The 12973-nt window shown below is 69.2% G+C and carries 14 protein-coding genes; 8 read left to right on the top strand and 6 right to left on the bottom strand.

Annotation, left to right across the window (positions count from 1 at the left end; translation table 11 throughout):
• The first annotated feature begins 41 nt into the window (after positions 1 to 41).
• The 3 genes from GVN21_RS02470 (at position 42) to GVN21_RS02460 (ending at position 2666) form a co-directional block, all read left to right on the top strand.
• Positions 42 to 800, top strand: a complete 759-nt coding sequence (locus tag GVN21_RS02470; RefSeq protein WP_240902718.1) for a response regulator transcription factor — start codon at positions 42 to 44, stop codon at positions 798 to 800.
• Positions 801 to 834: 34 nt separating this feature from the next.
• Positions 835 to 2379, top strand: coding sequence for a HAMP domain-containing sensor histidine kinase (locus tag GVN21_RS02465; protein ID WP_346764209.1), 1545 nt, complete (start codon positions 835 to 837; stop codon positions 2377 to 2379).
• A 92-nt stretch (positions 2380 to 2471) separates the two neighbouring features.
• Entirely contained in the window at positions 2472 to 2666 is a 195-nt protein-coding gene (locus tag GVN21_RS02460) for a hypothetical protein (protein WP_166573115.1), read from the top strand.
• A gap of 1 nt (position 2667) precedes the next feature.
• Here the strand turns inward: GVN21_RS02460 and GVN21_RS02455 are convergent, their stop codons facing one another.
• A complete protein-coding gene (locus tag GVN21_RS02455; RefSeq protein ID WP_166573114.1) occupies positions 2668 to 3420 on the bottom strand; it encodes an SDR family oxidoreductase in 753 nt (250 codons plus the stop codon).
• Between the two features lie 97 nt (positions 3421 to 3517).
• Here GVN21_RS02455 and GVN21_RS02450 point away from each other — a divergent pair, with 97 nt between their 5' ends.
• Entirely contained in the window at positions 3518 to 4900 is a 1383-nt protein-coding gene (locus GVN21_RS02450; protein ID WP_205689884.1) for an alginate export family protein, read from the top strand.
• A 19-nt stretch (positions 4901 to 4919) separates the two neighbouring features.
• On the opposite strand, the gene GVN21_RS02445 is transcribed toward GVN21_RS02450, so the two are convergent.
• Positions 4920 to 5264, bottom strand: a complete 345-nt coding sequence (locus GVN21_RS02445) for a DUF6481 family protein (RefSeq protein WP_166573113.1) — start codon at positions 5262 to 5264, stop codon at positions 4920 to 4922.
• Positions 5265 to 5403: 139 nt separating this feature from the next.
• On the opposite strand from GVN21_RS02445, the gene GVN21_RS02440 reads away from it, so the two are divergent.
• Complete coding sequence (locus GVN21_RS02440; protein ID WP_166573112.1) at positions 5404 to 6888, top strand: AlkA N-terminal domain-containing protein; 1485 nt, start codon at positions 5404 to 5406, stop codon at positions 6886 to 6888.
• Complete coding sequence (locus tag GVN21_RS21105; protein WP_166573111.1) at positions 6869 to 7414, top strand: methylated-DNA--[protein]-cysteine S-methyltransferase; 546 nt, start codon at positions 6869 to 6871, stop codon at positions 7412 to 7414. The genes GVN21_RS02440 and GVN21_RS21105 overlap by 20 nt, the downstream gene beginning before the upstream one ends.
• On the opposite strand, the gene GVN21_RS02430 is transcribed toward GVN21_RS21105, so the two are convergent.
• Complete coding sequence (locus GVN21_RS02430) at positions 7411 to 8262, bottom strand: MaoC/PaaZ C-terminal domain-containing protein (protein WP_166573110.1); 852 nt, start codon at positions 8260 to 8262, stop codon at positions 7411 to 7413. The two genes, GVN21_RS21105 and GVN21_RS02430, sit on opposite strands and share 4 nt — an antisense overlap.
• Before the next feature lie 171 nt (positions 8263 to 8433).
• Here GVN21_RS02430 and GVN21_RS02425 point away from each other — a divergent pair, with 171 nt between their 5' ends.
• Positions 8434 to 9231, top strand: a complete 798-nt coding sequence (locus tag GVN21_RS02425) for a SapC family protein (RefSeq protein ID WP_166573109.1) — start codon at positions 8434 to 8436, stop codon at positions 9229 to 9231.
• A gap of 240 nt (positions 9232 to 9471) precedes the next feature.
• Here the strand turns inward: GVN21_RS02425 and GVN21_RS02420 are convergent, their stop codons facing one another.
• Genes GVN21_RS02420 through GVN21_RS02410 form a run of 3 tightly spaced genes read right to left on the bottom strand, consistent with a single transcriptional unit; the run spans position 9472 to position 11090 of the window.
• The gene (locus tag GVN21_RS02420) at positions 9472 to 9684 is read right to left on the bottom strand and encodes a DUF4287 domain-containing protein (protein ID WP_166573108.1); all 213 of its coding nucleotides are present in this window, start codon (positions 9682 to 9684) and stop codon (positions 9472 to 9474) included.
• Positions 9681 to 10073 (bottom strand): acyl dehydratase, encoded by a 393-nt coding sequence (locus tag GVN21_RS02415; RefSeq protein WP_166573107.1) that lies wholly within the window; start codon positions 10071 to 10073, stop codon positions 9681 to 9683. The genes GVN21_RS02420 and GVN21_RS02415 overlap by 4 nt, the downstream gene beginning before the upstream one ends.
• Positions 10074 to 10079: 6 nt before the next feature.
• Positions 10080 to 11090: an NADP-dependent oxidoreductase gene (locus GVN21_RS02410; protein ID WP_166573106.1), complete on the bottom strand. Its 1011-nt coding sequence runs from the start codon at positions 11088 to 11090 to the stop codon at positions 10080 to 10082.
• 205 nt (positions 11091 to 11295) lie between these two features.
• On the opposite strand from GVN21_RS02410, the gene GVN21_RS02405 reads away from it, so the two are divergent.
• Positions 11296 to 12933 carry a methyl-accepting chemotaxis protein gene (locus tag GVN21_RS02405; protein WP_166573105.1) on the top strand — a complete coding sequence of 546 codons (1638 nt, stop codon included), beginning with the start codon at positions 11296 to 11298 and terminating at the stop codon, positions 12931 to 12933.
• The last annotated feature ends 40 nt before the right edge of the window (positions 12934 to 12973 follow it).

The raw sequence follows: 12973 nt of genomic DNA, 5'->3' as shown, positions 1-12973 counted from the left end.
TGCCTGCGCCCGCAGTCTCCTCCCATCAGAGGAGCCCGCCCATGACCCCGCACGTTGACCTGCGCCCCGGCATCGGAAAGATGCCCGCCATGTCCCGCTCCATCCTGATCGCCGATGACGACCCCCATATCCGCGAGCTGCTCGACTTCGCCCTGACCAAGGCCGGCTACACGGTCACCCAGGCCGAGGACGGGATGGCGGCGCTGGAGGCGGCCCAGGCCAGGGCGCCGGACCTGGTGGTGCTGGACATCAACATGCCCCGCCTAGACGGGCTGGAGGTCTGCCGGCGTCTGCGGGCCATGGGCGACACCCCGATCCTGTTCCTGTCCAGCCGTGACGACGAGATCGACCGGGTGCTGGGCATCGAGCTGGGCGCGGACGACTATGTGGTCAAGCCGTTCAGCCCCCGCGAGGTTACCGCCCGGATCAGCGCTATCCTGCGCCGCTCAGGGGGCCAGGCGGCCGCCGCCCCGGCCCCTGCCAGCCTGATCACCCACGGCAAGCTGACCCTCGACACCGACGGCTGGACCGCCCGTTGGGCCGGGCAGGAGGCGGCGCTGACCGTCACCGAGTTCGGCATCCTCAAGGCCCTGGCCGCCGCGCCCAGCCGGGTCTTCACCCGCGACGCCATCATCGACCGGCTGCATGGGCCGGGCTTCGCCATCACCGACCGCACCATCGACAGCCATGTGCGCAACGTGCGCGGCAAGTTCGCGGCCCTGGGCGGCCACGACGTCATCGAGACCAAGGCCGGGGTCGGCTACCGGCTCGGACCCTGCCAGGGGGCGGTCCTGTCATGATGTCCCGCGGTTGATCGGCCGGCTGAAAGAGCTCGTGAAGCGCCACTGGCCGGCCCTGCGGCTGCGCACCATCCTGCTCGGCGTGCTGCTGACCGTGGCCGCCCTGCCGGTGATGAGCGCCATCCTGCTGCGGGTCTATGAAAACACCCTGGTCCGCCAGACCGAGGCCGAGCTGGTCGCCCAGGGCGCGGCGCTCGTGGCCGCGGCCCAGGCCCATTGGCCCGGCGCCCGCCCGCCGCCGCCGGCCAACACCCGCGCGCCCGACTACTACCGGCCCGAGCGGACCAGCATCGATCTTTCCAGCGGCAAGATCCTGCCCGAACGCCCCCTTGCTCCCCGGGCCCGTTGGACGCCGGACGCGGCAGCGGAAACGGCGGCCCTTGAGCTGGCCCCCGTCATCGACGGTACGGTGAAGACCACCCTGGCCTCTGTGCTGCTGCTCGACAGCCGGGGCCAGGTGGTGCGCGGATACGGCCGGGGCGGGGACCACTCCGCCCTGCCTGAGGTCCGCGCCGCGCTGAACGGCGAGCCCGCCACAGTGATGCGCGAGAACGGCGACTATTACACCAAGAGCCGATACGAATGGCTCAGCCGCGCCTCCACCCTGCGTATCCACCACGCCCGGCCCATCGTGGTCGAGGACCGGGTGGTCGGCGTCTTCCTGCTCTCCCGCTCGCCCCGCGCCCTGTTCCGGGGGGTGTATGAGGACCGGGGCAAGATCCTGCTTGGCCTGGCAGTCATCCTTGGGCTGCTGGTGATCATGTCAGGGCTCGTCTCGCGCGGCATCACCCGGCCGATCGTGGCGCTCAGCCGCTCCGCCCGCGAGGTCACCGCCGGCCGGGGCAAGGCGCCCCAGACGCCGTCCACCGCGGCGATCGAGATCCGCGACCTCTACGAGGACTTCCGCGAGATGGCCCAGGCCATCGATACCCGCAGCCGCTATCTGCGGGACTTCGCCGCCGCGGTGAGCCATGAGTTCAAGACTCCTCTGGCCGGCATCGGCGGGGCGGTGGAGCTGTTGCAGGACCACTATGAAACGATGAGCGCGGAGGAACGCCGCCGCTTCCTCGACAACATTGCCGCCGACAATGCCCGCCTGGCCCAGCTGGTCACCCGCCTGCTCGACATGGCCCGCGCCGACATGGCACGGCCCGAGGCCGGAGTGGCGGTCGCCATCCTGCCCATCGCCCACCGCATCGCCGACAGCCACGCCGCCCTGGCCGTGACCGTCGACCTGACCGACGATCTGCCCCCCGTCGCCGTTCCGGCCGCGACGCTGGAAGCGGTGTTGACCACCCTGCTGGAAAACAGCCGCCAGGCTGGCGCCAGGCGCGTGGTTCTGTCCGCGGCCGTGCTTGACGACCAGCTCTGTCTCGCTGTCCAGGACGATGGCCCCGGCATCGCCGAGGCCGACCGCGAGCGCCTGTTCGAACCCTTCTTCACCAGCCACCGGGCCGACGGCGGCACGGGCCTGGGCCTCTCCATAGCCCGCTCCCTGCTGGCCGCCAGCCACGCGACCATCGCCGCGGTGGCGTCCCCGAAGGGGGCGCGGTTCGAGGTGCGGCTGCCGCTGGCCTGAGAGCCGTCCTGCACTGAATCGGCGCCGCGTCCGCCGCCCGCTCTGGAAATCGCGCGCGCATCCTCCCGGCTCAAACCGGGAGGAATTGTTCAGTGACCCACACCCCTGACGGCTACGCCATGTTCGTGCGCCCAGAGAACCAGCGCTGGACCTGGACCCTGATGAACCTCGACGCCAAGGTCGCCGCCAGCGGCCAGGCCGAGAACCGCGAGACCGCCTGGCGCACCGCCGAGTTTGCCGCCGCCGCCGTGGGCGCGCTGGGCCGAGTGGCCAAGCGCAACTTCTAGCTCAGCAGAACGCCACCCCGCCATCGACGGTGAGTGTCGCCCCGACCACATAGTCCCCGGCCCGCGAGGCCAGGTAGATGGCCGCCCCGGCCATGTCCTCGTCGGTCCCGATCCGCTTGGCCGGCACGCGGGAGGCCACCGCCTCGGCCTGGTCGCGGGCGGCGATGTTCATGTCGCTGGCGAAGGCGCCGGGGGCGATGGCGCTGCAGACGATGTTGTCGGCGATCAGGGTCTTGGCCATCCGCCGGGTCAGGTGGATCAGCCCGGCCTTGCTGGCGGCGTAGGGGTAGGTTTCCTGGGGGTTCACCGCGATGCCGTCGATGCTGGCGATGTTGATCACCTTGGCCGGCCGCTCCGCGGTCGCGGCGGCGCGAAGTTCGGGGGCCAGCTCCCGGGTCAGGTAGAAGGGCGTCTTGACATTGAGGTCCATGACCTTGTCCCAGCCCTTCTCCGGGAACTCGTCGAACGGGGCCAGCCAGGCGGCGCCGGCGTTGTTGACCAGGATGTCGAGCGTCTTCTCATGTTCGCGATAGGCCCCGGCCAGGGCCGCCATCCCCTCCATCGTCGACACATCCGCCGGCAGGGCGACACAGCCCAGTTCCTCCGCCGTGGCGCGGCAGGCGACCTCCTTGCGGGCGCTGATGTAGACCTTCGCTCCGGCGGCGATGTAGCCGGCGGCGATCATCTTGCCGATGCCGCGCGAGCCGCCGGTGATCAGGGCCGTGCGGCCGGCGAGGGAGAAGAGGTCGGACATAGTGTCGCTCCTGGAACGTCGTTTAGGCAATTCTAAGGGGGGCTTTGGCATTTGGCGACCAACCACCAACGACGCCCGCCGGGCTGGAGCCTTATTGTTGTCCCACCGCCTTCCTCTCGTCCTGCTGGCCTCGGCCGCCGTCCTCGCCGCCTCGCCGGCCCTGGCCCAGAGCAAGCCTTCGCCCTGGTCCGTGGGCAAGGCCGTCGACGCGCCGGACAACCTGACCCTGAGCGGGTCGATGCGCATCCGCTACGAGGCCATCGACGGCCAGGCCCGCCCGGGTTTCAATGAGCACGACGACCTGATCAGCCTGCGCACAATCCTCGGCGCCGAGTACCGCGCCGGCCCGGTCCGCCTGGTCGGTGAGCTGCATGACAGCCGTGTGTGGGAAGATGACGCCGGATCGCCGGTCACCACCAGCGAGGTCAACACCTTCGAACTGGTCCAGGCCTATATCGCCGCCGACTTCGACTCCCCGTTCGCCAAGGGCAAGGCCAGCGTCCAGGCCGGCCGCTTCACCCTCAACCTCGGCTCCCGCCGGCTGGTCGCCGCCGACGATTATCGCAACACCACCAACGGCTACACCGGGGTCCGCTTCGACGCCGCCCTGCCGGCCGGGATGAAGGGGTCGGCCGTCTGGGTCATGCCCCATGTGCGTCTGCCCGACGACCGCGCCTCGGTGCGCGACAGCCAGACCGAGTGGGACCAGGAGAACGACGACCTGGTCATCTGGGGCGGCGTCCTCAGCCGGCCGGACACCTTCGGCAAGGCCATGCTGGAGGGCAGCTACTTCCACTTCGAGGAAAAGGACGCCCCCGGCCGCCCGACCCGCGACCGCTCGCTCGACAGCGTCAGCCTGCGGGTGGTCCGCGACCCGGCGGCCGGCAAGCTCGACTACGAGGTCGAAGTCATCGCCCAGACCGGCGAGATCAGCGCGGGCCTCGGCCCCGCCGCCGCCACCCTGGACGTCGAGGCCGGCTTCGCCCATGCCGAAGTCGGCTACAGCTTTTCGACGGCCTGGAAGCCCCGGCTGTCGGCGGAGGTAGACTACGCCAGCGGGGATGACAGCGACGCCTCCTACGGCCGGTTCGACACCCTGTTCGGCATGCGCCGGGCCGACTTCGCCCCGTCCGGCATCTACAACGCCGTTGGCCGGTCGAACATCGTCTCGCCCGGGGTTCGCCTGGAGATGACCCAGAGCCCGCGCCTCGACAGCTTCCTGGCCGTCCGCGCCCTGTGGCTGGCCTCGGCGACTGACAGCTTCTCGACCACCGGCGTGCGCGATGCGGCAGGCGATTCGGGCCGCTTCGCCGGCTATCAGCTGGATGGCCGGGTGCGCTACTGGCTGGTCCCAGACGCCCTGCGGCTCGAGGTCAACGGGGTGTGGCTGGCCAAAGGCCGCTTCCTGGAAACGGCCCCCAATGCGCCGGACAGCCGCGACACGCTCTACATGTCGCTGAACCTGTCGGCGTTCTTCTAGAAAGGGACAGGGTGGGCGCTTAGTGCGCCCGCCGCAGTTCCTTCTTCAGCCGCGCTTCTTCCTTGGCGGCGGCCTTGCGTTCCTTGCGCTCGCGGCGCTTGGCTTCCAGCTCGGTCTCGGCGACGGCGGCGCGGGCCTCGAGTTCAGCCTGGCGCTTGGCTTCCTGCTCCGCCTTGGCGGCTTCCTTCTCGGCGGCGCGCTGGGCGCGGATCGCTTCGAGTTCCAGGGCCTTGCGGGTGGCGCGGTCGACGAAGTTGGGGTCGGTGACGGTGGGCTTAGGCTTCATCCGCGCCAGCATGGCCTTCTTGGCTTCGGCGGCGGCGGCGATACGGTCGTTGAAACCTGTCTTCAGCGGGTCTTTCATTCAGTCCTTCGGGATAGATCGTTTCGAAATTTTGCCGCCCGCTCAAACCGCAAAATCCCCAAAAAGGCAAGGGTTGTGGGCGGACGGTGATGTCCGAAAACCGCGAGACGGCGGCCTTGGTTCCCCTCATATAAGGAGCATGGAACTGGATCACGAGGCCTGCTATCGCGCCATCCTGTCTCGGGATCCCCGTTTTGACGGGCGAATCTTCGGCGGGGTGAAGACGACCGGCATCTACTGCCGCCCCATCTGTCCAGCCCGAACCCCAAAGCCCCAGAATATCACCTTCTACCCCAGCGCCGCCGCGGCCGAGGCCGCGGGCTTCCGCGCCTGCCTGCGCTGCCGGCCGGAGACCTCGCCGGACCTGGGGGCCTGGAAGGGCTCGTCCAGCACGGTGTCGCGGGCGCTCAGCCTGATCGAGGCCGGGGCGTTGGATGGCGGGGATGTGGAGGCGCTGGCCGCGCGCCTGGGCCTCGGCGACCGCCAGCTTCGACGGCTGTTCCAGGAGCACCTCGGCGCCACCCCGGTCGGCGTTGCCCAGACCCGGCGGGTGCTGCTGGCCAAGCAGTTGATCCACGACACCGACCTGCCGATGGCTCAGGTGGCCCTGGCCGCCGGCTTCGGCAGCGTGCGCCGCTTCAACGAGACCTTCCAGGCCCTTTACCGCCGCCCGCCGGCGTCGCTGCGCCGCCGGTCGGCCGGTGTTGAACCGGCGGACGGGGTGACGCTCAAGCTCAGATACAAGCCGCCCTACGACTGGGACGGCCTGATCGCCTTCCTCCAGCTTCGCGCCATCCCCGGCGTCGAGCGGGTCGAGGCCGATCACTACGCTCGGACCATCGAACTGGACGGGGAGATGGGAACGCTCGCCGTCAGCCCCGCCGGCAAGGACCAGCTGTCGGTCCAGGTGCGTTTCCCCCGGCCCAGCGCCCTGCCGGCCATCCTGGCGCGGGTTCGGCGGGTCTTCGACCTGGCCGCCGACCCGGTAGCCATCGCCGACCATCTGTCCCGCGATCCTGATCTGGCCTCTCGCATCGCCCGCCGGCCGGGTCTGCGGGTGCCGGGCGCCTGGGACGGGTTCGAACTGGCCATTCGCGCCATCCTCGGCCAGCAGATCACCGTCCACGCCGCCGTTCTGCTGGCGGGGCGCCTGGCCGCCGACTATGGCGAGCCTCTGCCGCCCGCCTGGGCGCGGGAGGGTCTGACCCTGGCCTTCCCCAAACCAGCGCGTCTGGCCGCCGCCGATCTCTCCCGCCTGCCCATGCCCGGCGCCCGCTCGCGGGCCTTGGGCGCCATGGCCGCCGCCGCCGTGGCCGACCCCACCCTGTTCGGCCCGCGCCAGGACCTCGACACCGCCATCAAGGCGCTCAAGGCCCTGCCCGGCATCGGCGAATGGACGGCCCAGTACATCGCCATGCGCCAGCTGCGCGAGCCGGACGCCTTCCCCGCCGCCGACATCGGCCTGATGCGGGCGCTGGAAACGCCCGCCGGCCGCCCGACCCCGGCCGAGCTGCTGGCGCGCGCCGAGGCTTGGCGGCCCTGGCGCGCCTACGCCGCCCTGCACCTGTGGGCCGGCGACGCCCAAGCGATCAAGGAGAAGGCCGATGCCCGCAAAGCCGCCTGAAATCCTGACCATCGAGCGCTATCCCTCGCCCATCGACGGCCTGTGGCTGGCTGTCGACGAGGCCGGGGTGCTGCGGATGCTGCACTTCGACCGGGCCGAGGAGGACTTCCTCCACAGCGTCCGCCGCAGCTATCCCAAGGCCCAGGTGGTAAAGGACAGGGCCGCGCCCCAAGTCCGCGACAACCTGGACGCCTATTTCGCCGGCGACCTGGCCGCCCTGGCCCGCATCCCGACCAGCGCCGTCGGCAGCGACTTCCAGCATTCGGTCTGGGCCGAGCTCAAGGCCATCCCCCACGGCGAGACCCGCAGCTACGGCGCCCTGGCCCGCAAGCTCGGCAAGCCGGACGCCAGCCGCGCGGTCGGCCTGGCCAACGGCTCCAACCCCATCGCCGTAGTGGTGCCCTGCCACCGAGTAATCGGCGCCGACGGCTCGCTCACCGGCTTCGGCGGCGGCCTGCCGCGCAAGACATGGCTGCTGGAGCACGAGGGGGCCCACTTCGTGCCCCCCACGGCCCGCCTGCTTTAACCCAGCCGGGTCTTGCCGTTCTTGACCACGGTCACCCCGCGCTCCTTCACCCGCGCCTCGAAGCTGACCACGTCGCCGTCCTTCCACAGGTCGACCACGATGGTTTCGCCCGGGAACACCGGGGAGGAGAACCGCACCTGGTGGCTCTTGATCTTGGCCGGATCAAAGTCGGCGTATTCCTGCAGCACCGCGCGGCAGGTGACGCCATAGGTGCACAGCCCATGCAGGATCGGGCGTGGGAAGCCCGCCATCTTGGCGATCTTGGGGTCGCTGTGCAGCGGGTTGCGGTCCCCCGAGAGCCGGTAGATCAGCGCCTGGTCGGGCCGGGTGGAGAACTCCACGGTCTTGTCCGGCGCGCGCGTGGGAACCTCATGCGGCTCGGGCGCGCCTTCCGACGGCCCGCCGAAGCCGCCATCTCCCCGCGCAAACGTCGAGCCGGTCAGGGTGGCGATCTTCTCGCCGGACCTGGCGTCCTTCAGCACGGTCTCGGTATAGATCACCGCCCCCTTTTCGCCCTTGTCATAGGCGCCCAGGATGCGGCCCTCGGCGGTGATCTCGGCCTCTGTCGGGAAGGTCTTGTGGAACTCCACCTTCTGTTCGCCGTGGACCACCATCAAGTAGTTGATCCCCATGCCGGCGGCGGGCGGCCCCGCGCCCCAGGCCACCACCGTGGCCATGGTCGGCACCGCCTTCAGCCCGCTCTCGTAGACGAATGGCAGCTCCGTCTCGTTCATCGGGTCGGCGCCCAGGCCGATGCCCAGCGCATAGAGCATGGTCTCCCGGTCGCCCCACTTATAGGGCTGGGGGTCGCTCTTCAGCGACAGGATTTCCGGATACTGGATCGGCATGGCGTCTTCTCCCGTTTGGGCCGATCAAAGCGCCTTGACCCAGGGGCGGGCAAGAGGCCGCGGCCATGATCTCGCCTTGCAAGAGCGGTTGCATTGCCGGGTTCCGCTGGATCGGATAGAAGCGCCGCTCCACCTTTCCCGGCCTTAGCCGCCGCCTAATCAGAGCCATAAATGGAAACGTCCACCGTAACCTCCGTCAGCCCGGTCGCCGGCAACGTCCTGTTCTACAACAGCCCCGAGCCGCTGAGCCGCGAGATGCACGGCAAGCTCGGCGTCAAGCAGCTGGAAGGCCCGTTCGCTTTCGCCTCGGCCGGTCATGTCGTGCCGCTGACCGTGGCCGAGTTCCAGTTTGCCGCCCTCTGCTTCCCGATCATCTTCGCGGGCGACCAGCGCCAGCCGCTGGCCGTGCTGGGCATCAACCCGGGCGAAAACCTGTTCGTCGACGCCAAGGGCGTGTTCGCCAACGGCGCCTACGTCCCGGCCTACATCCGCCGCTACCCCTTCGTTCTGGCCCAGGATGAAGCGCAACAGCGGATGATCGTCTGCATCGAGCGCGGCGCCCAGCTGTTCGACGAGAACGGCGGCCAGGTGCCCCTGTTCGACGAAAAGGGTGAGCCCTCCGACTACACCCAGAACGCCATCAAGTTCTGCGAGGACTTCGAGGGCGAGCGCCGCCGCACCGAGAACTTCGTCAACCTGATCAAGGAGCTGGACCTGCTGGAAACCAAGCAGGCCACCTTCACCCCGACCAACCCGGACGGCACCCAGGGCCAGGCCGTGGTGATCGCCGAGTACTTCGCCGTCTCGGAAGAAAAGCTGCGCGCCCTGTCGGCCGAGAAGCTGGTCGAGATCCGCGACAACGGCGCCCTGGAGCGCATCTACAACCACATGACCTCGCTCGCCGGCTGGGACCGCCTGGTCGCCATCGCCAGCGAACGCGCCCAGAAGCAAGCGGCCGGTAACGCCTAGGCCTTCAAGGCTTTGAGTACGGAAGGGGCCGGTCGCGAGACCGGCCCTTTTTCGTTGGCGGACCCCCTCGGTTTGCCTCGCTTGCAGCGCTCGCCAAATCCACTCCCCCATTTCATGGGGGAGAGCGAAGCGACACCGTTTCGCTCTCCGCCCGCTTGTGGGCGGAGGACGGTTCGGAGCGTGAGCGACCGACCAGGAGGCGGGCCCACCGTCGCTGGAAGGTTTTCCGAAAGCGCCGCGCTACTTCAGGCCATCCTGCGCCAGGGTGTAGGCGACCACCGCATTGGCATGCCCATGCCCCATGCCGTGCTGATCCTTGAGCACGGCGACCAGCTCCATATGCTTGGCCGGATAGCCGCCCCTGACGATCTGCTGCCAGTGCGCGATCGGCTGGCCGTACTTCTTCTCGATCGACGGAAAGTAGGACGCCGGCCCCTTCACCGCTTCGGTCATCGCGCGAACACAGCCCTCGTCAAACAGCTGAACACCAGCCGGCCGGCCTCATCCAACAGGTCGTGCTGGGCGATGATGATCCCCTTGCCCTCGCCCACCGCGTCCTTGCCCACCACCGTCATCCGGCCGCGCAGCAGCTCGCCGGGCGGCGGGTTGCGGGTCCAGCGCATGGCGTCGACGCCCAGCCGCTTGGTCTGGGCCCAGCGGTCGCCGGCCTCCAGCTCCAGGCGTGACCAGATGGCGTAGACCATGGCGTCCGGCGCCCCGCGCGCGGGGTCCCAGCCCGGCGCAAAGCCGGCGATGAAGGCGTCGAGCGCCTTGGCGTCCACGGCGGTCACGCCCAGCGAATGGACCTGGCCGATCTCGAAATCGTCAAACGAAGCCGGCATTGATCCTCAGGGTTCAGGGGCGATTCGCACCAGCAGCTTGCCATCATGGTCGCCCGTGAACAGCCGGTTCACCGCTTCCACCGCGTTCTCCAGCCCATCGACCACATGCGCCTTCCATTTGAGCTGGCCGCTGGCCACCCAGGGCGCAAGTTCGGCGAAGGCTTCGCCGGCCCGGGGCAGGTAGTCGATAATGATGAAACCCTTGATCAGGATCCGCTTCATCAGCACCCGGCCGAAATCGGCCGGACCGGCCGCCACATCGGCGTTGTAGGTGCTGATCAGGCCGCAGAGCGACATGCGGCTAAAGGTGTTCATCCGGGCGATCACCGCGTTCATGATGTCGCCCCCGACGTTCTCGAAATTGACGTCGATGCCGTTCGGGCACAATCGGTCCAGCGCCGCCCCGACGTCCTCGTTCTTGTAGTCGATGGCCCCGTCGAAGCCGATCTCGCGCAGCCAGGCGCATTTCTCCGGCCCGCCGGCGATACCGATGACCCGCGCCCCCTTCAGCTTGGCGATCTGGCCGGCGATGGAGCCGACCGCCCCAGCAGCGGCAGAGACCACCACCGTCTCGCCGGGCTGCGGCCGGCCGATGTCCATCATCCCGAACCAGGCGGTCAGGCCGGTGGCGCCCAGCACGCTCATGAAGGCGGTCAGCGGCACGCCGGGGATCTGCGGCACGGGGTTGATCATCGCCTCATGGCCGATGGAATAGTCCTGCCAGCCAGACAGGCCGGCGTTGACGATGTCGCCCGGCTTGAAGCGGTCGGAGCGGCTCTCCTCGATCACCCCGATGGTCCCGCCGCGCATCACCTCGCCGATGCCGACAGGGGGCAGATAGCCGTCCTGGTCGCTCATCCAGATTCGGTTGGTCGGGTCCAGGCTGAGGTAGAGGTTGCGGATCAGGACCTCGCCCGGTTCCAGCGCCCGGGTCGGCGCCTCGCGCAGCTCCAGGTCACCGGCGGCGATCTCGCCTTCCGGCCTGCGTGTCAGAATCCACTGGCGGTTCAATGGCATGGCGCTCTCCCTTTTCGGCCAGCATGGAGGCTTGCCATCGGGGAAGTCGAGTCCCGTTCGCCGGGGGGGGGGGGGACCACCATTATTCGGCGACCGTTCGCCGCACCGCGCGCTAAGGTCTTCGTAACTACGTGAGCGCACCTCTAGGCCCAGATTTGTAGCGTTCCCAACAACCCTCTTCGCCACCGAACACGGGAGGCTACCCATGGCGCAGCAAGACAAAGCGCTCGATGAAAGACTCAATTTCCTGGGCCTGGACAACGCGGCCCGGGGCCGCCTGAGAGGCCTTCAACCGGTCATCCGGCGGGAGATCGGACCGGCGCTCGAAATCTTCTATCGCGAGGTCCGCGCCCACCCGCACACCCGCAGTTTCTTCAAGGACGAGCGCCACATCGAGTCGGCCGCCGGTCGCCAGAGCCATCACTGGGAGATCATCGCCTCGGGCGACTACGGCCAAGCCTATGTCGACGGGGTCGAGGCCATCGGCCAGGCCCATGCCCGGCTGGGCTTGGAGCCGCGCTGGTATATCGGCGGTTACGCCCTGGTCGGCGAGCATCTGATGAAGTCTGTGATCAAGGAGGCCTGGCCAAAGTCGATGCTTGGCAAGTCCGGGTCGGCGGAGGCCGCGGGCGAACAGATCGGCGCCCTGCTCAAGGCCATTCTGCTGGATATGGACTTCGCCATCAGCATCTACCTCTCGGCCCTGCAGACCGAACGCGACGAGGCCGAGCGGGTGCGTCAGGCGGCGGAACAGCGGCAGACCGACATGCTGGCCGTGCTGGACGCGGCGCTGGAGCGGCTGGCCCGAGGCGATCTGGCGGCCCGCCTCGATGGCGAGCAGGCCCCGGAATTCCGCACCCTTCAGCAGAACTTCAACGCCGCCCTGGCCGCGTTGGAAGACGCCATGCAGGCGGTCGGGTCGTCGACCGGCGCGATCAACGCCGGCGCCGACAACATCGCCTCGGCCGCCGACGACATGGCCCGTCGCACCGAGCAGCAGGCGGCCAGCCTGGAGGAAACCGCCGCTGCCCTTGACGAGCTGACCGTGGCGGTGCGCAAGTCCGCCGACGGCGCGACCCAGGCCGCTGGCCTGGTGACCGGCGCGCGGCAGGAGGCCGAACAGTCGGGCCAGGTCATGGGCGAGGCGGTCACCGCCATGAACCAGATCGCCGACTCCAGCGGCCAGATCAGCCAGATCATCGGGGTGATCGACGAGATCGCCTTCCAGACCAACCTGCTGGCTCTAAACGCCGGCGTGGAAGCGGCCCGGGCCGGCGAGGCCGGCAAGGGCTTTGCGGTCGTCGCCTCGGAAGTGCGGGGCCTTGCCCAGCGCTCGGCCGAGGCGGCCAAGGAGATCAAGGCCCTGATCACCGCCTCCAGCCGGCAGGTGGGAGAGGGGGTCCGACTGGTCGGCGAGACAGGCGATGCCTTGCGGCGTATCATCTCGCGGGTCGAGGAAGTCGACAGCCTGGTGTCCGAAATCGCCGCCTCGTCCCGCGAACAGTCGACCGGGCTGAACGAGGTCAACACCGCCGTCAACCAGATGGACCAGGTGACCCAGCAGAACGCCGCCATGGTCGAGGAGACCAGCGCCGCCAGCCAGTCGCTGAAGTCCGAGATGGACGTCCTGCTGCGTCTGGTCTCGGCCTTCAACGGGGGTCAGGCTCACGGCGCCCCGGCGCGGTCGAGGCCCGAGTTGGCGGACCCGCAGCGCCACGTCGCCACGCGGCCGGCGGTTCTGCAGGCCCGCGAGCGGCTAGCGAGCTTTAAGGGCGGCGGACTGGCCGGTGGAAACGCCGCCCCGGCCTTGGCGGCCCGGTCGGACGACTGGGAAGAGTTCTAGCGCCGCATCTACCCTGGACGGGTCGCGGCGCCGAGGATGG

The organism is Caulobacter sp. SLTY, assembly GCF_009905535.1.
GTDB lineage: Bacteria > Pseudomonadota > Alphaproteobacteria > Caulobacterales > Caulobacteraceae > Caulobacter.
Note: the sequence above shows the minus strand (reverse complement) of the source record. Positions and strands in the feature narration are given on the sequence as shown.

Excerpts from the sequence above, each read along its gene's own strand:
- GVN21_RS02445 (WP_166573113.1), bottom strand. The coding sequence starts at position 5,264 with ATGAAAGACCCGCTGAAGACAGGTTTCAACGACCGTATCGCCGCCGCC.
- GVN21_RS02430 (WP_166573110.1), bottom strand. The coding sequence starts at position 8,262 with ATGCCGATCCAGTATCCGGAAATCCTGTCGCTGAAGAGCGACCCCCAG.
- GVN21_RS21105 (WP_166573111.1), top strand. The coding sequence starts at position 6,869 with ATGCCCGCAAAGCCGCCTGAAATCCTGACCATCGAGCGCTATCCCTCG.
- GVN21_RS02415 (WP_166573107.1), bottom strand. The coding sequence starts at position 10,073 with ATGCCGGCTTCGTTTGACGATTTCGAGATCGGCCAGGTCCATTCGCTG.
- GVN21_RS02440 (WP_166573112.1), top strand. The coding sequence starts at position 5,404 with ATGGAACTGGATCACGAGGCCTGCTATCGCGCCATCCTGTCTCGGGAT.
- GVN21_RS02410 (WP_166573106.1), bottom strand. The coding sequence starts at position 11,090 with ATGCCATTGAACCGCCAGTGGATTCTGACACGCAGGCCGGAAGGCGAG.
- GVN21_RS02470 (WP_240902718.1), top strand. The coding sequence starts at position 42 with ATGACCCCGCACGTTGACCTGCGCCCCGGCATCGGAAAGATGCCCGCC.
- GVN21_RS02405 (WP_166573105.1), top strand. The coding sequence starts at position 11,296 with ATGGCGCAGCAAGACAAAGCGCTCGATGAAAGACTCAATTTCCTGGGC.
- GVN21_RS02425 (WP_166573109.1), top strand. The coding sequence starts at position 8,434 with ATGGAAACGTCCACCGTAACCTCCGTCAGCCCGGTCGCCGGCAACGTC.
- GVN21_RS02420 (WP_166573108.1), bottom strand. The coding sequence starts at position 9,684 with ATGACCGAAGCGGTGAAGGGGCCGGCGTCCTACTTTCCGTCGATCGAG.
- GVN21_RS02455 (WP_166573114.1), bottom strand. The coding sequence starts at position 3,420 with ATGTCCGACCTCTTCTCCCTCGCCGGCCGCACGGCCCTGATCACCGGC.